The organism is Arsenophonus endosymbiont of Crataerina pallida, from assembly GCF_964020125.1.
In the GTDB taxonomy this organism is placed as follows: domain Bacteria; phylum Pseudomonadota; class Gammaproteobacteria; order Enterobacterales; family Enterobacteriaceae; genus Arsenophonus; species Arsenophonus nilaparvatae.
Window position 1 is genome coordinate 41,146 of sequence record NZ_OZ026540.1, and the last position, 22,857, is coordinate 64,002.

Genomic DNA, 22,857 nt, shown 5'->3' on the forward strand with positions numbered 1-22,857 from the left:
ATATTATGACGAAAAAGTAGTAATTCATAAGAAAACAGTCTAGAACAATGAATAAATTTATATCTAATCATAAAGTGCAAATTGCTGCTTTAATACCTGCCGCTGGTATTGGCAATCGTATGAAAGCGGATTGTCCCAAGCAATATTTGAAAGTAGCGGGAAAAACGATTATTGAGCATACCATATCTGCCTTACTTAAGCAGCCAAGAATTTCCCAAATTATTGTTTCGTTAAATAAGGATGATATCTTTTTTCATCAATTAGCGATTGCAAAAAATGCAAAAATTAAAACAGTCGTTGGTGGTTGTCAAAGGGCTGATTCAGTTTTGGCTGGACTGAATTATTTATCAGACAATTTACAGCTAGATCCCTGTTGGGTTTTAGTTCATGATGCAGCTCGACCTTGCTTACATCAAACTGATTTAAATAGTATTATTCGTTTTATTGATAGTAAACAGTCTTCTTATGGTGGTATTTTGGCAGCGCCAGTAAGAGATACAATGAAACGTTCAGTTCAAGGAAAAATAGATATTAGTCATACTGTTGAACGAAGTGAACTTTGGCATGCACTGACGCCACAATTTTTTCCTTTAGCATTAATCAAAAACTGTTTGACTCAAGCATTAGCGCAAAAAGCGGTAATTACCGATGAGGCTTCGGCGCTTGAATATTGCGGTTACCATCCTCAATTGCTGGAAGGTAGAGTGGATAATTTAAAGGTTACTCAACCAGAAGATTTGATGTTAGCAGAATTCTACCTTTCTCGCGCTTTATAAGACTATTGTTAGGAGTATCGTTCATGCGGATTGGACATGGATTTGATGTACATAAATTTGGTGGAGATGGCCCAATTACAATGTGTGGAGTGAAAATTCCCTATGAACAAGGATTAATAGCGCATTCCGATGGTGATGTCGCCTTACATGCAGTGACAGATGCTATTCTTGGAGCAGCAGCATTAGGCGATATCGGTAAACTTTTTCCTGATACCGATCCGGCTTTTAAAGATGCCGATAGTCGCGGTTTGTTACGCGAGGCGTATTCGCAGGTGCTGAAAAAAGGATATTGTATTAGTAATCTTGATATCACAATTATTGCTCAAGTACCCAAAATGCTGCCATATATTGCTGATATGCGCAAAAATATAGCAGATGATCTAGGTTGCCATATTGATGATGTCAATGTTAAGGCTACCACGACGGAGAAACTTGGATTTATTGGTAGAAAAGAAGGCATTGCTTGCTCAGCAGTGGTTTTATTAGTAAAGGATAATAGTCATGATGGTGACAGCACTTCAGTGGCTGCATGGTAAACCAGTAGCAAGCGGAGCAATAAAATTAACGGCTGAAGATTTTATTGTACGTGAAGATCTGGGATTTTCACCTGAAGGTGAGGGTGAACACTTGATGGTGTATGTTAGAAAAAAGGGCTGTAATACTCTATTTGTAGCCGACCAGTTGGCTCGATTTGTTGGTATTTCTCCACGTAGTGTCAGCTATGTTGGATTAAAAGATAGGCAAGCAGTGACAGAACAGTGGTTTTGTCTTCATTTGCCGGGAAAGGAAGATCCCGATTTTAGCCAGTTTTCACTTGCAGGATGTGAAATTTTGCTAGTGAAACGACAGAAACGTAAATTGCGTATTGGTTCATTAAAAGGCAATGATTTTGAGTTAACTATTCGACATATTAGTGATCAGCAAGCAGTGGAAACACGTTTGCAGCAAATCAGAACATTCGGGGTAGCTAACTATTTTGGTGAGCAGCGCTTTGGTCGAGCGGGTAATAATCTCGTGCAAGCTGAGCGTTGGGCAAAAGGTGAAATTGAAGTTAAGCAGCGTAATAAACGTAGTTTTTATCTTTCTGCCGTTCGGAGTGTTATATTTAATTTTATCGTCAGCGAACGTATGCTTAATAATAAAGTACGTCAGGTAATGGACGGTGATGTTATGCAATTAACCGGCAGTGGTAGTTGGTTCGTTGCTAAGAGTGAAGAGTTATCTCAATTACAACTAAGATTGCAGGCTGGCGAAATTCAAATTACCGCTCCGCTATATGGTGAAAAAGAATTAGGAACTCAATCAGAAGCTAAACTGTTTGAACAGCAGTGCTTAACTCATTTTTCTGTTTTATTGCCGCTGCTGGAAGCTGAACGAACAAATTTGGTTCGACGAGCGATCATTGTTGTTCCTAGTAATATGCATTGGAAATGGTTAGAGCAGCAAACCTTGAAATTGTCTTTTTCATTACCTAAGGGTAGTTTTGCCACCAGTGTGATACGAGAATTAATTAATCAATCTACTGAAAATATTATTGATATTGCTGAATAGTATTCGGTTAAAAATAATGTTGTTGATGATAAATCTTATTATATAAATATAATAAGATTTAAAATTTAACAATTATGTTGTCAGTTTGTTTTTAAAGGTATTAAGCCTTCTTTTGTAATAAGCGCCATTAAGGTAAAATTTTTATTTTGCTATTATCAGTCAGATGTAACCGATTGCTTGCAACTCTTTATTGATAAATGCTGTTATTAACTAAAGTCAAAATAAAAGAGGCTGAAAATAGCTAATCAAATTTGCCCAATAGATTTTAAGATTAAGTGAAAATATTAGAATTCAACCGACAAAATTTTAATAAAAAATTAGCGGTTAATACATTGGGCAGTGTTATTTCTGTTGTTGTAAAAAGTTAACTTGCTTATTTTGTTCGTTATTGACTGGTAGTGTTGATAGTATTTAGTCAACAACTCTTTATACATTTTTAATATTTATTAGAAATTTTTTTTTATTGATTGATGTATTGCTAGTTAGATATTTGGTTAAGATAGTATTTTCACTGGATATTATTTTGGCGTATCTTATTTATGTTATTTAAAAATGATAATTGTAATTAGATATTTTATTATTTTTCAGGTAGTTGTTAAAACAAACAAAATTATATTGTTATTTTATTACATTCACATCCACTAATATTAGACCTTCATTTTTCTATCGTAATTTGATGTGTTTTATTGTTACTTAATGATATTCTTGCTGTAATCTATTATTGACGCTATTTTCAACCCATAATCTTTTTTTATCATAGATGATAATAGTTGGATAAAATAGCCTGGTTCTTAATATAACGTTCAATATAAATCAACGGGATACAATAATGCTAAGGATATTGCTAAGTAATGATGATGGTGTAACAGCAACTGGCATCCAAACGCTTGCTACTGCATTACGTAAACATTATTTCGTTCAGGTTGTTGCACCTGATAGAAACCGAAGTGGGGCATCAAACGCATTAACACTTCATAAACCATTACGAATAGCTAAGTTAGCCAATGACGACATCTCAGTACAGGGAACGCCAACGGATTGTGTTTATTTAGGCGTTAATCAGCTTATTCGACCCTCTCCTGAAATCGTCGTTTCGGGTATTAATCATGGCCCCAACCTGGGTGACGATGTTATTTATTCAGGTACCGTTGCAGCGGCGACAGAAGGACGTCATCTTGGTTTACCTGCACTTGCGGTTTCATTGAATGGTGAAACACACTTCCAAACAGCAGCAGAAGTAACTTGTCATTTATTAAAATTATTACAGAAAACTCCATTAAAAGCGGGTAATATTCTTAATATTAATGTTCCTGATATTCCTTTATCGGAAATTAAAGGTTACAAAGTGACACGCTGTGGTAGTCGTCATGCAGCTCAAAAAGTTGATCCATCTAAAGATCCAAGGGGCGATACGGTCTATTGGTTAGGGCCAGTTGGCGGAATATCTGATGCGGGTCCAGGTACTGATTTTGCTGCAGTAGCGGCGGGTTATGTTTCTATTACGCCATTACAAGTGGATTTAACCGCTTATAAGGATCAGCAAGTTGTTAAAGATTGGTTATTAAAAGCAGAGGCAAGTGAGGAATGCTAAAACGGTCAATGAGAGATTTATTGACACAACTACGCCATCAAGGGATTAAAGATGAAGGTCTATTGGCAGCTATTGCAAAAGTTCCTCGTGAGCGTTTTGTCGATGAAGCACTTTCACATAAAGCTTATGAAAATATTCCTTTACCTATAGGTTTTTCTCAGACTATTTCGCAACCTTATATTGTTGCTCGGATGACAGAATTACTTACGCTTTCTCCTTCGGATCATGTTTTAGAGATAGGCACAGGGTCGGGTTATCAAACAGCCATTTTAGCTCATCTTGTCGCGCGGGTTTTTTCGGTAGAACGGATCAAGGGGCTACAATGGAATGCTAAACGTAGATTAAAACAACTTGATCTCCATAATATTTCAACCCGTCATGGAGATGGCTGGATGGGATGGGCTTCAAAGGGGCCTTTTGATGGAATCATTGTCACCGCGGCGCCGGCAGAACTCCCACTCGTGTTGCTTGAACAATTGAAAGATGGTGGCCGCATGGTATTACCTGTCGGTGAGAAAAAACAGATGTTAAAAGTCATTAAACGTCAGGGTAATGATTTTCATGCTACAACGGTAGAGTCAGTGCGATTTGTTCCTTTAATTCCTGGAAGTTTGGCATGAAATAGGTAATATTTTAGCGATAGATAATTTAAGGTTTTATTAATCTCTGCTTTAATAAGCATAATAATTTATTATTTAGCTATTGCGATAAATTGTCGATCATGACTTACATTATCGATTTTTATTCAAGATTTATCTTCACGGGAGAAGAAGTATGAATTTTAACAGCCCAAAATTTACGATTCGATGGGCAACTATCTGTATAATAACAGGCACAATGTTAATAGGGTGCTCGACACCATATCATCCAGCAGCGCCAATTAGTAGTGTCCAAGATAGTAGCCGCCCAATTGATACTTATCCTGCTGTCAATACATCATCAAAAAATACGCCAATACCCTCTTCTCCTAAAAATATTTCTGTTAGTAATCAAAATAATAGTATAAATAAGCCGGTATATCAGCCAGTGATACCAGCACCTAAGACTAACACCGATGGCCGAATAATTTATAACCGAAATTATGATAATATCCAAAAAGGAAGCTATAGTGGTAACACCTATACTGTTAAACGAGGTGATACGCTGTTTTATATTGCTTGGATAACAGGCAATGATTATCGTGATCTAGCGCAACGTAATAAAATTGCAGAACCTTATAGTTTAAATATTGGGCAAGTACTTAATATTGGTAGTAGTTCTACCGACTCAGAAATGGTAGTTGCTAATCGTACTCCGAATACTAACAATACAAATGTTGATTCTCAGTCAACTAATGCGTATGCTTCATCTGTCAGTGAGCAAAATTCAGGAAAGATGTTACCGAGAGCATCCAAGCCACTAACACCTTCTACGCCGCCTGCAACAACAGCATCTTCGGGCTTAAATAGTAACAGCGTAGTCAATACAGTAGGTAAGTGGCGCTGGCCGGCCGAAGGGAAAGTGATTGAATCTTTCTCTGATGTAAAGGGCGGAAATAAAGGTGTTGATATTGCCGGATCGCGCGGTCAACCTGTTTTTGCAACTACAGCAGGAAAAGTGGTTTATTCTGGAAATGCATTACGTGGATATGGAAATCTTATAATAATAAAACATAACGATGACTATCTGAGTGCCTATGCTCACAATGACACTATATTAGTTCGTGATCAACAGGAGGTTCAGGCAGGGCAAAAGATTGCCACTATGGGTAGCACCGGTACAAGTTCGGTAAGATTACATTTTGAAATTCGTTACAAGGGAAAATCAGTAAACCCGTTGCGTTATCTTTCGCAACGATAACTTGGACAGATTGCTTGTCAATGCTGTCTGCATTATCAAGGGTAGGAGTGACTGATGAGCCAAAATTCGCTAAAAGTTAACGAGTTATATGACGATTTAGACGAAACTAGCATGGATGCGGAAGCTTTCGATGAAAGCTTGCTAAAAGAAGAGGACTTAAATCTAGAGCAAGATGATGATTCAGATTTATTTCAGAATATTAATCAACGTGTTCTATATGCAACTCAGCTTTATCTTGGTGAGATTGGATATTCACCTCTTCTGACAGCGGAAGAAGAAGTATTTTATGCTAGGCGCGCTTTACGTGGTGATGCAGCAGCACGTCAGCGTATGATTGAGAGTAATTTACGTTTGGTTGTAAAAATTTCTCGTCGCTATAGTAATCGTGGTCTTGCCCTACTGGATCTGATTGAAGAAGGCAATCTTGGATTAATTCGGGCGGTTGAAAAATTTGATCCAGAAAAGGGTTTTCGTTTTTCAACTTATGCAACATGGTGGATCCGCCAAACTATTGAACGAGCAATTATGAATCAGACGCGAACTATCCGCTTACCGATTCATATCGTTAAAGAGTTAAATGTTTATTTGCGTATTGCAAGAGAATTGGCTCAGAAACTTGATCATGAGCCAAGCGCCGAAGAAATTGCAGAACGCTTAGACAAACCGGTAGATGATGTTAGCCGGATGTTGCGGCTAAATGAGCGGATCTCTTCTGTTGATACTCCAATCGGTGGTGATTCAGATAAAGCGTTACTTGATGTGTTATCTGATGATAATGATTCAGGGCCAGAAGGAACTATCCAAGCTAACAATATGAAAGAAAGTATTGTTAAATGGCTGTTTGAACTTAATGCAAAACAGCGTGAAGTATTAGCACGCCGCTTTGGTTTATTAGGTTATGAATCGGAAACGTTAGAAGAGGTAGGGCGAGAGATTGGTCTTACTAGAGAACGTGTTCGTCAGATACAGGTTGAAGGTTTGCGCCGATTAAAAGATATTTTGCATAATCAAGGTCTTAGTATGGAATATTTATTTAAGACCTAATATCTTTGCAATATCGTTAATATTAATAAGGTGGGAGGAAAACCCACCTTTTTGTTTGACATCAGGCGGGAACGCCACTATGAAATTTAAAATCGCTATCCGGCCTTTCGATCAATTCAGCCTCGATGTTGGCAAAATATTCGATCCGCTGCTGAATATTTTCGCTAGAAATAGCTTGTGCTAAAACTAAATAATCTTGATAGTGGCGAAATTCTGATCTGAGTAGTGAAATATAGAATTTAGCTAAGGGTGTATCAAGATGAGGAGCGAGTTTAGCAAAACGCTCGCAAGAGCGCGCTTCGATATAAGCGCCAATGATCAGTTTATCAATTAATGTGTTCGGTTCATGATGGCTAACATGACTAAATAAGCCCTTAGCATAACGACCGGCACTGATAGTTTGATATTTGATATCTCTTTCCGTCATGATTTCCAGCACTTGATAAAAATGGTGGAGTTCTTCTTTAATTAATAACACCATTTTATCAATCAGAGATTGGCTATAGCTTGTGTTTTTCTTTCCTCGGATCGATTTGGATAACTGATTTTTTCCTTTAAGCGTATCAATATTGCCAATTTTCTTATAAGCAAAATCTTCGAAAGGTTGTAACCATTGTAAGAGTGTATCACTGCTCTGTTCATCAACGGCATATTTTCGCAACAGTAGCATAGCACTTTGCGCGGCTTTTAGTTCACACAACAGGTGATCGCATAAAATAATTGCTAAGTTTTCTGGTTGACTCGCTTTGTCTATCCACGCTTGCGGTGTTTTGCAGGCTAAAAAATGGTGAATTGGATCAAGTAATTTTGCATCATATAACATAACTATTTCACCATTTCTTTTAACCGATAAATCAATTCTAGCGCTTGACGAGGTGTTAATGTATCAGGATTTAACTTTTCGAGAGTTTCAATGGCTGGTGAAACCGTCTTTTCCACTACTTTTGCTAGTTGTGAATTATCAATAGATTTATTTGCTGGCAGCGTGGAGAGCGTTTCTAGCTCGATTAATTTCTGTTTTGCTCGTTGAATAACCTTGGCGGGGACACCCGCCAATGAAGCCACCGCTAGGCCATAGCTTTTACTGGCAGCGCCTTCTTGAACGTTATGCATAAACGCAATCGTGTCGTCATGCTCTATTGCATCCAGATGAATATTAACCGCACCTTCCTGCTTATCTGCCAAATTGGTTAATTCAAAATAATGCGTAGCAAATAAAGTCATAGCTTTAATCTGGCTAACCAGATTTTCCGCACAAGCCCAGGCAAGTGAAAGGCCATCATAGGTTGAAGTACCGCGACCAATTTCATCCATTAATACCAGACTTTGTTCTGTCGCATTATGGAGGATATTAGCGGTTTCTATCATTTCCACCATAAAAGTTGACCGACCGGCAGCAAGATCATCCGACGCACCAACCCGAGTGAAGATCCGATCAATCGGGCCAATAATCGCTTTTTCGGCTGGCACAAAGCTACCTATATAAGCAAGCAGTGTAATTAAGGCTGCTTGACGCATATAAGTACTTTTACCGCCCATATTGGGGCCAGTAATAATTAACAACCGACGTTGTGGTGACAGATCCAGTGGATTAGAAATAAATGGCTCACTAAGTACCTGCTCAACGACTGGATGGCGTCCAGCAACAATTTCTATGCCAGGTTTCTCATTTAATATTGGGCAGCGATAGTCCAAAGTCTCGGCGCGCTCTGCCAAATTATTGAGTACATCTAATTCCGCTAACGCTTCGGCGCTAGTTTGCAATGCTGATAAATGGGGTAATAACAGATCAAACAGTTCTTCATAAAGCTTTTTCTCAATTGCTAATGCTTTACTTTTAGAAGTTAGTACCTTGTCTTCATATTCTTTCAACTCAGGGATAATATACCGTTCGGCATTTTTTAGGGTTTGGCGACGAACATAATGGATAGGTACCAGATGACTTTGTCCACGACTGACTTGCAGGTAATAGCCATGCACCGCATTAAAGCCGACTTTTAGGCTATCAATGCCTAATTTCTCTTTTTCCCGCAATTCAAGTTTTTCCAAGTAATCACTGGCACCATCGGCCAATGCACGCCATTCATCAAGTTCGCTATGATATCCGGTTGCGATCACTCCTCCGTCTCGCATTAACACCGGTGGTGTGTCAACAATGGCTTCTTCCAATAGTGTTTGCAGTGATGCAAAGGAGCTAATGCGTGACTGCAAGTTTTTCAAATAGGGAAATTCAATCTTATCTAATATCGCGTGAATATCGGCAAATTGTTGGAAAGCATGACGCATGCGGACCAGATCCCGAGGCCGGGCTGAACGGAGTGCTAAACGAGCAAGTATCCGTTCTAAGTCACCAATTTGGCGTAGAAAAGGTTGTAATTCGAAATGATAAGATTGGAGTCCAGCTATCGCTTGTTGGCGATTGAATAATTTATTTAGATTGCGCAACGGACTATGTAGCCAACGTTTTAGCATCCGGCTACCCATCGGCGTTACGCACTGATCCAGTATCGCAGCTACCGTATTCTCGCTACCACCTGATAAATTTTGTGTCAATTCAAGATTACGACGCGTAGCGGCATCAAGGATAATGGTCTCTTTTTGCTGCTCCATGGTAATACTATGGATATGGGGCAATGCTGTACGTTGGGTATCTTTAACATATTGCAGTAAGCAACCCGCTGCGCGCAATGCCAATGTCGCCTTTTCAACACCAAAACCCATCAGATCCTGGGTACCAAATTGTAGATTCAATTGTTGTCTAGCGGTGTCTAATTCGAACTCCCATAATGGGCGACGACGTAGTCCTTTATTATTTTCAAATAGTGCAACATCGACAAAATTCTCTGGATAGAGCAGTTCTGCCGGTCGGGTACGTTGTAATTCAGCGCTGATGGTGTTGATATCAGCTATTTCACTGATAATAAAACGGCCGGAAGTGATATCTAAAGTGGCATAGCCATAACCATTATCTTCTTGCCAAATCGCAGCTAATAGATTGTCCTGACGCTCTTGTAGTAATGCTTCATCGGTAACGGTTCCCGGCGTTACGATGCGAACAACTTTACGTTCGACGGGGCCTTTGCTGGTGGCGGGATCACCGATTTGTTCACAGATAGCAACTGACTCACCTAACTGAACTAATTTGGCTAAATAACTCTCTACGGCATGATGAGGTACGCCAGCCATCGGAATGGGTTGGCCGGCCGATTGCCCACGCTTAGTTAATGAAATATCAAGTAATTGGGCTGCTTTTTTAGCATCATCAAAGAATAATTCATAAAAATCACCCATTCGATAAAATAACAAAATATCAGCATGTTGTGCCTTAAGGCGTAAATATTGCTGCATCATTGGGGTATGGGGAGCGAAGTTTTGGGAATTAGTCATAGTTTTTATTTTTTAACTCTTTGAGTTGTAATATTGCCGGTAAGACTTGCTTGCTGAATGCTATTTTAATTAAACCCGAACAATTTGCTGTGTAAGGGATTGGTTTTAAAATAGATTGTCCGCTTGTTAGCAAAATCTAGCCACTTATGAAAAATTATCTTCACTATACTATGGATAAGCAATAACCAGAAGTCATGGCGATGAAAAAATAGTGCTCACAAAATTAGCCTCATAAAGGTTCTATGGCAAATTTATTGACTACATTGCGAGCGGAGTGGAGAAAACATATGTAACTGTTATTTAGTTGCTTGCGTCATAGCAGTGAGAATTGCTATCAGATAAGCTCTTTACGAAAACAGATAACGCGTTCTGTTTCATTAAAGCCCCAATTTTGATGAGCTTTATGTGATAGTTTATTGTCAATTTCGGCATCGGAACAGAGTTCTTCAAATCCCTTTGCAATCAGCTCGGTGGTTATTTTATTGATCAATGCCTGGCCAATACCTTGTTGACGGTATTCAGGCTTAACCCAGATACCTTCCAAAAAGGGAACCGGTTGTTTGGTGCAGCCGTTGGCATATTCCCGTAGGCAAATTTCGGCAAAACCGACTGCCTGATGGTTTAACATAGCGATATATCCTGCATTTTGCTTACTACTTAGCATTTTATCTATGTCACTAAGATGGGCATCATAGGCATGTCGATCCCATAGTTGCAGACGCATAGTTGCCCAAACCGTACGGTCATTTTTCTCCATCTTTCTAATCATTATTGACATACCGTTTCCTATTTTTTAACAGCGACAAAATTATTTTTTAGCTGGATAAAAGTTACGCCGAATTTAAACGGCTTTATTGGTTCCTTATTTTATAACAATATTATTTAATCGCGATATATAGCTAAATCAAATTGGTTTTATTGGGGCTATAAAATAAATAACCTCATATTTATTTTACACCTTGTTTTAGTTAAAATTATTTAACTTTACCTATCACAGGGATGATAATGAAAAAATTAGTTTTAGCTTTAATTGCAATGGGAATGATGAGTGGTTGTGCAACGATAGTGGGTGAAAAAACTCAGCGTATACAGATTAATAGCAATCCGTCTGGCGCTGAATTTTCCGTCAAAGATGAAAAGGGATCAATCATTGCTCAAGGAAAAACACCTCAGGGAATTACATTAGAAAAATCTGAGGGTGGTTATTTTGGTAAAAAAAGTTATGAAATTACTTTGACAAAGGAAGGATTAAAACCGGTTACCTTACCGTTAAAAGCGAGTGCTAATGGATGGTATGTTGCTGGTAATTTTTTCTTTGGTGGATTAATAGGTTGGTTAATTGTTGACCCATTTAATGGTGGTATGTATACACTTCGTCCAGAAAAAATTGATGCTACTTTATCGCAAATATAATTTTAGCTAGTATGTACGAAATAATTATCGTTATTTTCATCAATAATTAAGCTCCGTAGGGGCTTATTTTACTTTCACAGAATTGTTTTAATTAATCGTATTAACGAACGGCATAAAGTGTTTTTTAAACTATTGTTGTTTATTTATTACAAACGCTATTTCTCTGCTATTAAGATTTATTGGTTTGTCGCATTAATCATTATTACATTTTTTATTTCTAACTAGCCGAGAAGTCTATTTATTGTTGAGCAAAATTAATTTCTATTAATGCGACAAAACCAGTTAATTTTTAGGCCAACTTTTGATAACGAGCAAAAAAAGCGTGGGCGTCTTTAGCATTAGCGTTCGATAAATTATCATCGATAATTTTGTCGGCATAATAAGCGGTAAAACGTCCACAATCGTTACCATTAAGCAGGGCTTGATGTCCAAGATGCTCGCTAGTGACGGCAAAATCTTTGTCTAAACCAAGCTCTTTTCTGCCAATAACTGTTTGGTTAAATGTCCTGCACCATTATAAAAAGTATCAAGCAGCGGGCCTTTTGAATCATGGATTTTAGCCGATTGAATTTTACCTGCATGCATATCGACTTCTAGTAAGACAAAATGGCCTCGAGTACTACCGCAGAATTTATTGCTTTGGGCGATCGGTACTAAGACTTTGACTTGCTCGTGGGGATAGGCTTTTTTAATTTCATTCAGCGTCTGTGCAGCAGTACGGCCACCGGATAATAGATCCTGCATTGGATTAGGGTTAGTTAAATCATGGCAAGCAGAAGAGACAATATAAGTTATACCGTCCTTTTGCTTGCTGCGGTAGCCAACTTGATTTGTTCCGCCGAATTCAAAATGGGCTTTTGCTTGCCAGCCATTTGTTGGGTTGAAGATATCATTTAAGGCAGAATTTAGTTTTGAGCAACTTAATTTCTCACCGAAAGTGCCAGTTAAATAATTGAAAAAATTACGCATCCAGGAACAAAATCCGGACTTTTCTGGCGAGGGTGGCTTGCTAAACTCAGCTGATAAGCTGTGACCAGCAGTAGAGATATCACCCCAATGACCCGTTGGATGGGGATTTGGGTGACTGTTTGAAATATATGGCATAATTTTAAATCCTTAATTAGCAACAGAATTATTATTTCATTTTAACGCTATTTCAAAACATCAGTGACTTGTCTATTGGCTGAGATAAGTTTGAGTTTCTACAATAATTTTTCCAATAAAATTTATTTATTACTATCAGGATTAAACCTTATTATTGTGAATTTCTTTTATCATTTATCGCTTCCGCCACTGTTGCATTTAGATTGCTGAATACTAAAAATGATTGGCTATTTTGTCATTGAGAACATATGTAAATTTTGGCTTTAATATTGCCAAAAATATCTCGCTTAATTTTGAATATATAAAACATAAAAATGAAAAATAATTGCATTAAATTATGCTAACCATTAATGCATGATTTATTGCTGGTTAGTTTCATTTCTTCGATTAAAAATAGTGATATATTTTTGTTTTAGCTAGCGATTTTAGCTAATTTGCTAGTCTATTGAACCCGACTTTGGCTGGTAAGTAAAATAGTGGTCATTTAAATAGCCAGTTAAATTAAACACAGGTTACTGGTAGAGCCTTAATTTTTATCTGAATTACGGCATTAATCTAATTCATCTCACACCAATAGATTGGCAAAAGGCTTCCCGCCCTTTACGGCGGGTGGGGTATCAATTATTCCGCTGATAAGATCGAATATAAAATTCTGCTGATGATGGAAAATGCGCATTTAATTCTGTAATGGTTGGTAGGACATTAAATGTTTTCCAGGAATCGACAAACTGTACATATGGTTTGTTGTCTTCTCCACACAAAACAACAGCATTAAAATCATGACCACACTGGCCAATTATGGGAACAGTGTAACCTTGAGCTTGAATAATAAAAGATCTTTCTCCATTGATCATATATCGCATAAGAAGTTCTTTTTCTAGATCAGCAAGGCAATGAAAGCGATGTGAGCTTTCAAGTTGCGGGCCGGCGCTGCGTTCAGGATCTTGGTAGGCTGGATACCAGGTGTCGATTGAGCGCAATGCGTTACCTATTTTTTGTGAGTGCATTGCTGCGTGTTGATTGAGATGGTAAAGGATTTTACTTTTTTTACTTTTTCCCTTGTCGAGTACCAGTTCTTCACTAGGATAGACTTCTTGAGCTTTGCCTAATAATGCATAAGTGGTGATGTTCAATAGCAGTGCGCCATCTTTACTGGCCAGAGTTGCGGCGATTTTATTACCTAACTCTTTGACAGCTGCATCTTGTTGGTCAAAATCACGGATACTGTATTGGGTGGCATCAAATGTCCACTGTTGTTCCTGTCCTTGGTTTAATACGCTAACCTGGACTTCTATTTTTTCAGCACCCACCCGATTGCGCCATAGAAAACGGGCGTTAGCGATATTATGTGCATAGCGGCAGCCGAGTTCTTTGAATCCTTCCCGCTCAATATAGTTGGTTGCTGCCTGTTCATAGCTTTGTTTAAAATTGGCATTATTACAGGCTGAAGGATATTGCACACCGCCCAATATTTTAAGGGTAAAGTGATGTTTTAAGGTGTCCTGCTCGGTACCGAGCGCGCAGGTATCAACGGTTTGTAAATTGGCTTTTTCAACGGCAGCATTAAGCTTCATCAGATCATTTTGTATCGGCCCCTTTAAACGATTTGAAATTGTGCCACGAACCGATTTTTCCTGTAATGCTAAAGGGAAAGCTTCTTTTTTATTATCCCAGCAGGTGCCATAAAAGTAACCACCAGAGGGCACTAATTTTTTTTCAAATGCTAATACTGAAGCCAAGTCATTATTTTTTGCCATTTTATATTTCTCCATTAATTAAATTCGTTACATTTATCTTGCTGACATAAATAGAGGTTATTTTCTGCATCGATGGCGTAATGCCATAAGCTGTCGGCTAACTGTTCCAAACGATGTACCATTTTAAATTCACCTAACGTGACGATACTTTCGGCAAAACGATGTGGCGTATCAGGATCACGCTGGTTTTTTGCTTTGCCTAATGTGGATATAGCATGAAAACCAGTGGCAATTGGCACAATCCATCCTTCGGTTTTACGTTTACTGTGCCATTTAATTTGGCCATTTTGCTGTTTTTCACAATGGTGATATACCGTCAGATGGTCAAGCAGAGCATCGATAGCATCTTTTCCTGTTTCCATAGACTGTTTCATCAATTCACGGCGTTCAATCAGTGCGTAACCAGGCATCAAATTCCGCTTTAATTGACGTTTTTCTGTATCGTCGTCATCGTCAACTGTCCATATTTGGGGGTTAGCAAAGGTTAAAATGTCACCGCCAGCAACTTCCATGGTTGTTAGTAACTGGCTGATTTTTTCTAATTGTTGTTGGCTTAATGGCTCTAGCTGTCCTTGTTCGATATTTTCATATTTAATTAATAATGAAACGTCCAGATGACAGCGTGCTTCTTCAATAAATGAAGCGCGTGAGCCGTCTTTTTCAATGGGATGGGCGGTAGCGATAATTGATTGGACAAAATCACCGGGGCCTTTATAGGTTTGTAGTTCACATTGATGACTAATAACCGCGATTGCCGAAAATTTCAGTGCAGGAAAGCCATGCTGATGGAGTTTGCGTTGTAAAGCGTGGGTAAAGCCCAACCAGGCGGTCATCGCTGGGAAACCGATAGTAAACGGGCTGGATAACGCATTGGCGTTATGGATCCGAATATGGGGTAGATGTAATAGGCGAATTATACTCACCGTAGTGACTCCTTATTATTTTCAATTACACAGCGAATTATTTCATTTAATTCAGCATCACCTAATTGAATGTATTTTTTGCCGATGACTTTTTCGTAGTTGGCAATAAACTGGCGGGCGAGCTCTTTAATCAGCTGAGTTAGCCAATCATTAGTTTGATTGCGTTCATCTTGCCGGTCAGGGAAAAGCCAAATTTTTTGGTAAGTAGGCAGAGTTTTTGGTAAAGGTATTTCATTTTTCGCGAATTGCTGGCGAATTTGGCTCATGAGTAAAATAATATACTCCTGTATGCGGGTAGCTAGTATATTATGTACAGCAGCGCGACTCGGCTTGTATCTCTGGTTTTCTTTGCTCTGTTGTGTATCATTTAAATGTTCAGGTTTATCTTTACTGATATAAAGTAAACGATGAAATGCCTGAAAGATTTCTTTTATGTGAAAAGAATTGAAGGTGTCAGTAAAAAAATTGTGTTGTGGTAAGCGCAGGGTGCGCGTTTGTAGTGTTGGTGGCAGGGATAATAATAAATGAGCTTTACCGCCATTTTTGCTACTTAACATTGAGGCATTTTGTGCTTTTTTTCCACCAAAACTCATGGTAGTGAGATTATAAATTTCGCTAAAACCATGTTCGCTGTATTCGTTTTTGTTTTTTAACTGTCGTGCCACTTTATTTTGTTCCGCAAAGCGCAACTGGTCGATACGTTGACGCAATTCAAATAGGTAACACGATGGTGTCAATAATGATAATTGGTGATATCCATCTGAAGTTGGGAAGTAGACCTGCTTTATTTTGGAACTGGTTGATGGCTCTTTATGCTGAGCTTTAATGGCTAACAAGTTAGTTCTGAGGGTATTATAGTCTTGGCCTACTATGAATAATAGCGATTTGGCTAAATCCGTTTCGTTTTCAATATGTTCAAATAGTGATGCCCCATCTGTTAATTTAAGTCGAAGAAAATTTTCAATAGCCATTTCTGCAGCATTACCGACTGAATCGATGGTTTTACATCTTACATTACCTGAGCGCAAAAAACCGTCCTTTTGTCTGTCGCCTTGGTAGATAAGTGGTGTGACAAAAGTTTGGTTTTTTAGATTTTTTTTACCGATGCCGGTAGCGGTATGGGTAAATGTACTGGGGTGGGTGGTTAAGGCTCGCTGATGTATTTTTGATGCAACATCGAGTAAATAGTTTGCTAAATTGTATTTTCTTTCACATTCTTGCTGTTTTATCTGAATTTGTTGGTCATTGTCGGAAGATTTAAGTTTTTCTTTAAGCCATTTCTCCCTGCGTTTGGCAAGGAAGTCTTCAATTGCTGGATCAAACATGGGATTATCCTTATTTTATTTGATAAATATTGATATATTTCAATTATGCTTATTCATATTGGGTTATTGTCGCCTAACCCCAGTCAGTCATCCATTTCCTCTTCCTTTTCCTCTAATCCCCACTGATCGTTGTAATAGTAAGTGCGTGTTTTATCCCATTGAGTAAAAGTGATTTCACCAAAAATATATGAGTCATAGAGCATCTGCTCGTTTTCCTGCTGTCGCTGATTTATTAACATAACGTAATCCCGTACCAGCCATAATTTTTGCAAAAAATGTTCGGCCACAGGTTGCGGTTTAATACCAAATAATTGTTCAACTCTTTTCCAACCATTTTGTTTGTCATATCGCTGAAATATGGGTCGTTGGTTTTCTTTAACTTTCATCAAGTACAGTTGGGTAGAGAGGGTGTTGCGACGAAAACGATTGATATGTTGTGGTAGTCCGGTCATCCACCAACAACCGCTGGTATAACCCCAAAGTTGATCAGGCGTTTTTCCTGTTGCAGTTTTTTGCGCTGCTACGTTCTTATTTTGTGGAACGAGATATTGGCAACCAAGTGTTTGACCAATAACATGGTGTTCTAAATCGGCCAGCTTATTTTTAGGCTGTAACTCGGTGGGTTTTTGGATGCGTAGTGTTGCATCTACTGTGTCGCGTAATTGGCTTTCATCCACTAATTGTGTTAGATCATGGGTCGCTAAAGTGTATTTTGCTGCAGTTTCATAACCCGGTTGCCAAAATACTCGCTCATTTTTACCCTGATAGCCTTTCCAATTGTATTGCAGTAGTGTCATATTGGGTTGTTCAACTGCGGTTTGACGATGGCGGCGTACCCGGCCAGCTAATTGGATCAGCGAACGGTAGGATGAGGGTTCGATCACTGCCCAGTCAAAATCATGATCGCGGCCGACTTCCTCTACCGGCGTAGCGACTAGAATAAAGATCAACTGTTTTGTTTTAGTCTGATTAAGATGGTTACGGATCACCGGATCATTTAATGCTGCGGGTGTCTCTCCTGGCTCCTCTTTGCGTTTAAGTACCGCATCAAGATGTTTTTCCTGAGCATGGCGTAATAATAGTACTTGTTGGCTGTGATAGGCCATGGCCCGGATATCGATCTCTTCCGGCCAGGTGGCTTCCAGTAAGAAACGAGTCAAGCGGATACACGGCTGAATATTAGCCATCCGCACGACACCAAAAGAGACATTAATGCCAGTGAGCTGGTCAGGAAAACTGTGCTGTTGGTGTTGGGCAATAATCGCTTGCTGAATGGCCTGAAAATAGCGAATTTGCTGCTTAGTATCATTTTTATCACGCGATAATGGTAAAATTGTTGCCTTGCGTTTTGCAGGTTTTTTCGCCAGTTGTTCAGTTCGTTTTTGGATAAATGCTTGATGCTCAGCTTGATAGTATTGCGCAGTTTGTTCATTGTGATTGAGAGTGGCAAGGTGAGTGGTAAACTCATCGACCCAGACGCAACCGACCTGATGGTTAAGCTGACGGCTGGTGGCATGTAGCTGCCAGCCCTGTTGATAGGCGTGAAAAAAACTTAATGCCAGATCCGGTGGGATCGTGGCTGATGAGATCATCACTTTACGCCCTAACATACCCGCCAGATGAATTAATCGGCCAATAGCAACCAAATCTTCGCCCATAAAGTCATCAACTTCGTCGATAACTAAATCGGAGGACATTAATCTCAGGCAGGGTAAAATATAGCGTCCACCACGTGTGGTCTCGGTTGCAGTCATGATATGGTCTATGGTACAAGCTAATACTGGTGCGTAGAGCAGAGCGCGATCTTTTGCGCGCCTTAGTACCGTTGTGAGTTCTTCCTCTGGCAGAACGCCTTGCCAGGCTTGTTTCTGCCAGTGTAATTCATCATCACCATCAAACAAATTTTCTTCAGAGGCTGAGCCCGTTGCCTCATAATTCGTTTCTTGCTGTTCATTTTTCGGTGATTGTTCATCCTGATGCAATTGTTGGATTGCTTGGGAGCCGATTAAAACCGCTAATTGGCTATCATCGAGTCCGATGCGGTCGCGGTATTCATGCCCAGTTTGCAGTGTTAGGGTGCGTAATCCCAACGCCAGTATATAACGAAGACTCTGTTTATCATCCGATAACGCTTGCATAATTTTGGCGTTTGCCAGCGTTTTACCACAGCCAGTGCTAGCCATATTCACAATAAAAAAGCCACTAATATTGTCGTTATTTTGGTCGCGGTAATGGCTAATTGCCGTTACTGCCTTGTCTTGCCATTGAAATTCTTGTTTGGTATTTTTTTTCGGTTTTAATTCCTTAATATCACAGGCGACTGGCGGTTCACTTTCAAAAAAAGGCAAATATTCCACCACATTTCTCGCCGCTTCTGTGACATTGAGTAGGTGTTCATCCAGCTTTTGCTTTAATCTTGTGCCGTTTGGTTCCCGTACCGTATTGGCATATAAATTAATATTGGTTTGCCAGTTAGGATCGTTATTTTGTGATGAGTAATGATGATCGCCCAACATTAGACATAAGCGAGCATGATGAGCAATGAGTCGCCAGCTACCATTTTGCATTGCTTCCATAAACAGGTGCAAATGTTGTTTTAAATGGTTGGCAGCTGAACTGAGTGCAGTAAGCCAAACCGACGATTGACTGAGTAATCCTTGTGGAAATTCAAAGCACTGACTTACTCGTTGTTGATATTGTTTTTCATCCTGTCGATTTTCATATCCCCAATCTTGTTTTAGCCGCTGTAATAATAGGGTTATTGTGTCACTGGTGTGATCTTTTAAATTGTTAATTTCCTTTTGAACATGTAGCGATGGTAACCGGTGGTGAGAAACGATTAACCAACTTAGCAGCGATGCGGCATCAGGTAGGTGGGTTAATGGTTTTATCTGCTGTAGATGACCGTTTTGCTCTGCTATCCAATTCTGTAGCTTTGCCTCATCCATGCGCTGAGTAATAAGGGTGTCCAGCCAACCTGGATCATGCTGAGGTTGGTCACCGCTTTTTACCAATGCACTAAACAGTAATACCGAGATCCATTCATGCCTGATGGGATCACCTTTAGCTGACGTTTTACATTGCGGATCTAACTTTGTTTGGAATAAGCGAGTGGTTTTACCCCAATCATGCAATAAGCCGGCTAGGCGAGTGAAGGCATCAATTAACGGCAAGTATCTCCAGTTATTTTCATATTGGCTGCCAAAGAGAGATTTCTCTGTGCGGTTAACTGGAACATGACCTTCACTATTAAATTTATTTTTGTTACCGACCACCCATAATAATTGGATCCGGGAACGAGAACGTATCCAGTGGCAACTGATAGCGCTATTTCTGCTAGCGCTTTGGCGTAGCATTTTATGTACGGTTTTTAATCCTTTTTCAGTGATCAAAGTTTGCCATGTGTTATCGCCAATCCGATTGGCAAAGGCATCTAGTATTCGACGTGTTCTTTTCAAGGCATTTTTTTCACATTGAGAAACAAAGGTTACCATCATAGATTTTGTTCCTTAATATCTTGTTCAGAATGGTTTTGTAATGCGATTGCTTTCACTGTTTTAAACATAAAATCTAGCGCTTGGTGATCAACAAATGCTTGCAATACTTGTTGACGGAATTGCTGTTCGCTGGCATTTTCTCGGGCACAAATAAATGAATAAGGCAAAACGATCGCATCTTTAATTAAGTCCGCGACGTCAAATACCAATGCGCCACGACGGGTTTTGCCATGCATAACGGCGAAACTATGGGGAATGCCTAATACCCATAAGCAACTGGCGGCTAAACCGTAAGCTAAGTAATTGCCGTGATTAAGAAAATCATTGGTTTTATTGAGCGATTTATGTTGTCGGATGAAATCTTTTTGCTGGGTATTATTTGCTGCATGCTGATAAAGCGCTTTAGTATGTTGGCCTTCAGCTAGTAATAAATCTGAGAATTTACTGGCTGTATCAGTTCGTTGGTGAAATGTTTCGAGGGCTTTTTTAAGCAGTTTATCCTGCAAAATAAATCCTTCACTTTTTAATTCACGATCGTTGCTCCAGACATGTTGTAAATAATCAACTCACGCCTGTTGAAATTGCTTCGCAGCAGCTAAACGTTTTTCTTCGTCAAACCAGAACTGCATCCAGCCTTGCAAATATTCCGTTGGTCGATACTCATTTTGTGGTGTTAGCCACTCGATTTCTGCACCCATAAATAAGGGGGTACCGCCGCCGCCGCAAAAACCTATCAGTACACCGGCGGTGGCTAACATGCGCATGGCGGCTTGGGTAATAGAGGTTCCTGTACCTAATAAAATTACTGTGGTATTTGCAATTGGAATATTGTAATAGCAGTTTTCATTTTTAGCTTCCGTTAGATATAAAACTCGGCCATCTTTTTGCATAACCCGGCAATGCTCAAGATAGTAGAGAATAGCTCTTTTAGAATGTAATATGTTTTTTAAATCTGAAGGAAGTAATTGTTCCATTTTTTGTTTTAAAAACTCCATTTTAATGATTTTTATTTTTTGTTGCTAAATTGCGATAGCGTATTAATTGATTGCGAAGTCGTATTTTATTGGTTGCTATTACACGTTATATATTAATGAAAATTTATTTTACATTTCATGATATAGCACATAAAAATCAGTTTAATTTAGGTTAAGTCTGGTGTTGTTTGCGGTATAGGTTTGATGGAATTAGCTTTAATTTTTAACTATTGAAGAGTAATAAGTTTATTAGTTAGTCGCGAGCAATTTTTTTATTGGCTAATAAGTTATGTAAATATAATTAATATAAGTTATAGAAATACAATATTAATTTAAAGAACTATACATTAATAAGATGCTGTTAATATTTTATGGTTTTTATTTATCAGAAAATTAAAAATTACTAATAATGATTGAATAGGTAAATAAATAGAGGTTAAACAGGAAATAAATTGAATTTGATTTTGCATTTCTATTTGGTTGAAATACTAATGTATCTCAGATTGCAATACACAACATTTTTTTACAAAAAATGAAATTTATTTATATTAATAATATTATAATAGTTAATGTTATGCTAATAGGATCTTATGATGTTTTTACCTTTTTTCATCGCTTTTCTGGTCACTATCTCACTTATTCTCAAACAGAGAAAACTAAGTTATATCCTTTTATTAATGCTGTTTATTATAACTATCTTATTATTTAAATATCATGCAAGCGATAATATCAACCTATCGTTTTAGTTAGAGAATTATGATGAAAACACTATCTTCAACAAAAGTTATTTCTAATCTGAATATTCTAGGACTATTAGGAATATCTGTAACATTAATCATTGCATTCTATTATCAAATTATATTACATGAAATACCCTGCCCACTATGCTTATTACAACGAGTGGGTATTATAATGATAGGTATCGGTTTTCTATTTAATCTTATCTTTGGTATTAATCAGCGTCATTATAGTATAATTATTCTTAGTTCTATCACCATATGTATCACTGCAACCCGCCAAGTATTAATTCATATTCTGCCAGGTGATCCTGGATATTATTCTACAGTCTTCGGTTTGCATCTTTATACTTGGTCGCTAATTTTCTCCTTAGCCATCATTCTGTTCGTTTGTGTATTAATGTTATTCAATAGCGCTGAAATACAAGTAGCAAAATCCCCTGCCAGAGAAATAGCGATTTATCTATTTGTATTTTTAATACTCGCTAACCTTATATCCACAATATTGGAGTGTGGGCTGACACAATGTGTTGATAACCAAACATTTTATAAATTATTAAATTAAAAATCTAATTTATTATCAATTGAAAATTCGCAGTTATAGTATAAATTTTAGACAGTTGAAAATGTCTGCCCTAAAATGTCTATTAAATCGTTTTAAAAAATATTCGTTGTGTTTAAATCGATTAAACAGATATTTAATGCGGTTTGCTATTGCCTATGCTCACGCTAACAAAGCCCTATCTGCGTCATGTCCAGCGCGTCAAGGATGTATTATTCATATAAGTATCACACCCTGCCTGACGTTGTCTGGTGACGCTACCGTCACGATTACGTCGTGCAAGTTTGCCGGCGCGTCAGAAATAAATGCAGTCACCGGACACATCACACCCACCAGCACAACAGCTTTCTCACCCTTTACCGTCAAGTTTAGCAAAT

19 protein-coding genes and 1 pseudogene are annotated in these 22,857 nt (G+C 38.5%); 10 read left to right on the forward strand and 10 right to left on the reverse strand.

What is annotated here, in order from left to right:
* Positions 1-47 precede the first annotated feature (47 nt).
* The 7 genes from ispD to rpoS all read left to right on the forward strand — a co-directional run bounded on the left by ispD (position 48) and on the right by rpoS (position 6,801).
* Entirely contained in the window at positions 48-776 is a 729-nt protein-coding gene (ispD, locus tag AACL31_RS00200) for a 2-C-methyl-D-erythritol 4-phosphate cytidylyltransferase (RefSeq protein ID WP_310512387.1), read from the forward strand.
* Between the two features lie 23 nt (positions 777-799).
* Complete coding sequence (gene ispF / locus AACL31_RS00205) at positions 800-1,312, forward strand: 2-C-methyl-D-erythritol 2,4-cyclodiphosphate synthase (protein ID WP_310512388.1); 513 nt, start codon at positions 800-802, stop codon at positions 1,310-1,312.
* Complete coding sequence (gene truD / locus AACL31_RS00210; RefSeq protein WP_310512389.1) at positions 1,278-2,327, forward strand: tRNA pseudouridine(13) synthase TruD; 1,050 nt, start codon at positions 1,278-1,280, stop codon at positions 2,325-2,327. Before ispF ends, truD begins: the two co-directional genes overlap by 35 nt.
* Before the next feature lie 829 nt (positions 2,328-3,156).
* Positions 3,157-3,918: a 5'/3'-nucleotidase SurE gene (gene surE, locus AACL31_RS00215; protein WP_310512390.1), complete on the forward strand. Its 762-nt coding sequence runs from the start codon at positions 3,157-3,159 to the stop codon at positions 3,916-3,918.
* Positions 3,912-4,538: a protein-L-isoaspartate(D-aspartate) O-methyltransferase gene (locus AACL31_RS00220; RefSeq protein ID WP_032115462.1), complete on the forward strand. Its 627-nt coding sequence runs from the start codon at positions 3,912-3,914 to the stop codon at positions 4,536-4,538. Before surE ends, AACL31_RS00220 begins: the two co-directional genes overlap by 7 nt.
* Before the next feature lie 154 nt (positions 4,539-4,692).
* Positions 4,693-5,757, forward strand: coding sequence for a murein hydrolase activator NlpD (nlpD, locus tag AACL31_RS00225; RefSeq protein WP_310512391.1), 1,065 nt, complete (start codon positions 4,693-4,695; stop codon positions 5,755-5,757).
* Between the two features lie 54 nt (positions 5,758-5,811).
* A complete protein-coding gene (gene rpoS, locus AACL31_RS00230) occupies positions 5,812-6,801 on the forward strand; it encodes an RNA polymerase sigma factor RpoS (RefSeq protein WP_310512392.1) in 990 nt (329 codons plus the stop codon).
* A gap of 61 nt (positions 6,802-6,862) precedes the next feature.
* On the opposite strand, the gene miaE is transcribed toward rpoS, so the two are convergent.
* From miaE to aac(6'), 3 genes are all read right to left on the reverse strand, one after another.
* Positions 6,863-7,624: a tRNA isopentenyl-2-thiomethyl-A-37 hydroxylase MiaE gene (gene miaE, locus AACL31_RS00235; RefSeq protein ID WP_310512393.1), complete on the reverse strand. Its 762-nt coding sequence runs from the start codon at positions 7,622-7,624 to the stop codon at positions 6,863-6,865.
* 2 nt (positions 7,625-7,626) lie between these two features.
* Complete coding sequence (mutS, locus tag AACL31_RS00240; RefSeq protein ID WP_310512394.1) at positions 7,627-10,188, reverse strand: DNA mismatch repair protein MutS; 2,562 nt, start codon at positions 10,186-10,188, stop codon at positions 7,627-7,629.
* 334 nt (positions 10,189-10,522) lie between these two features.
* Positions 10,523-10,966 (reverse strand): aminoglycoside 6'-N-acetyltransferase, encoded by a 444-nt coding sequence (gene aac(6') / locus AACL31_RS00245; protein WP_310512395.1) that lies wholly within the window; start codon positions 10,964-10,966, stop codon positions 10,523-10,525.
* 227 nt (positions 10,967-11,193) lie between these two features.
* On the opposite strand from aac(6'), the gene AACL31_RS00250 reads away from it, so the two are divergent.
* Complete coding sequence (locus AACL31_RS00250) at positions 11,194-11,601, forward strand: hypothetical protein (protein ID WP_310510989.1); 408 nt, start codon at positions 11,194-11,196, stop codon at positions 11,599-11,601.
* 462 nt (positions 11,602-12,063) lie between these two features.
* Here AACL31_RS00250 and AACL31_RS00255 read toward each other — a convergent pair whose 3' ends face one another.
* The 6 genes and pseudogenes from AACL31_RS00255 to cas1f all read right to left on the reverse strand — a co-directional run bounded on the left by AACL31_RS00255 (position 12,064) and on the right by cas1f (position 21,181).
* Positions 12,064-12,705, reverse strand: coding sequence for a hypothetical protein (locus tag AACL31_RS00255; protein ID WP_310512396.1), 642 nt, complete (start codon positions 12,703-12,705; stop codon positions 12,064-12,066).
* A gap of 617 nt (positions 12,706-13,322) precedes the next feature.
* Positions 13,323-14,462, reverse strand: a complete 1,140-nt coding sequence (gene csy3, locus AACL31_RS00260; RefSeq protein WP_310512397.1) for a type I-F CRISPR-associated protein Csy3 — start codon at positions 14,460-14,462, stop codon at positions 13,323-13,325.
* Positions 14,463-14,476: 14 nt separating this feature from the next.
* On the reverse strand, positions 14,477-15,385 hold the full coding sequence (gene csy2 / locus AACL31_RS00265) for a type I-F CRISPR-associated protein Csy2 (protein ID WP_310512398.1): 909 nt from the start codon (positions 15,383-15,385) through the stop codon (positions 14,477-14,479).
* Positions 15,382-16,710, reverse strand: coding sequence for a type I-F CRISPR-associated protein Csy1 (locus AACL31_RS00270; RefSeq protein WP_339053622.1), 1,329 nt, complete (start codon positions 16,708-16,710; stop codon positions 15,382-15,384). Before AACL31_RS00270 ends, csy2 begins: the two co-directional genes overlap by 4 nt.
* An 83-nt stretch (positions 16,711-16,793) precedes the next feature.
* Positions 16,794-20,207, reverse strand: coding sequence for a type I-F CRISPR-associated helicase Cas3f (gene cas3f, locus AACL31_RS00275; protein ID WP_310512400.1), 3,414 nt, complete (start codon positions 20,205-20,207; stop codon positions 16,794-16,796).
* Positions 20,204-21,181 (reverse strand): annotated as a pseudogene (cas1f, locus tag AACL31_RS00280) (type I-F CRISPR-associated endonuclease Cas1f). The gene cas3f and the pseudogene cas1f overlap by 4 nt, the downstream one beginning before the upstream one ends.
* A 593-nt stretch (positions 21,182-21,774) precedes the next feature.
* Between cas1f and AACL31_RS00285 the strand changes: the two are divergent.
* Together AACL31_RS00285 and AACL31_RS00290 are read left to right on the forward strand one after the other, a co-directional pair.
* Positions 21,775-21,927: a DUF5993 family protein gene (locus AACL31_RS00285; protein ID WP_238565722.1), complete on the forward strand. Its 153-nt coding sequence runs from the start codon at positions 21,775-21,777 to the stop codon at positions 21,925-21,927.
* Positions 21,928-21,940: 13 nt separating this feature from the next.
* Positions 21,941-22,483, forward strand: a complete 543-nt coding sequence (locus tag AACL31_RS00290) for a disulfide bond formation protein B (protein ID WP_422389260.1) — start codon at positions 21,941-21,943, stop codon at positions 22,481-22,483.
* Positions 22,484-22,696: 213 nt separating this feature from the next.
* On the opposite strand, the gene AACL31_RS00295 is transcribed toward AACL31_RS00290, so the two are convergent.
* Positions 22,697-22,855, reverse strand: a complete 159-nt coding sequence (locus AACL31_RS00295) for an asparaginase domain-containing protein (RefSeq protein ID WP_339053623.1) — start codon at positions 22,853-22,855, stop codon at positions 22,697-22,699.
* Positions 22,856-22,857: the final 2 nt, after the last annotated feature.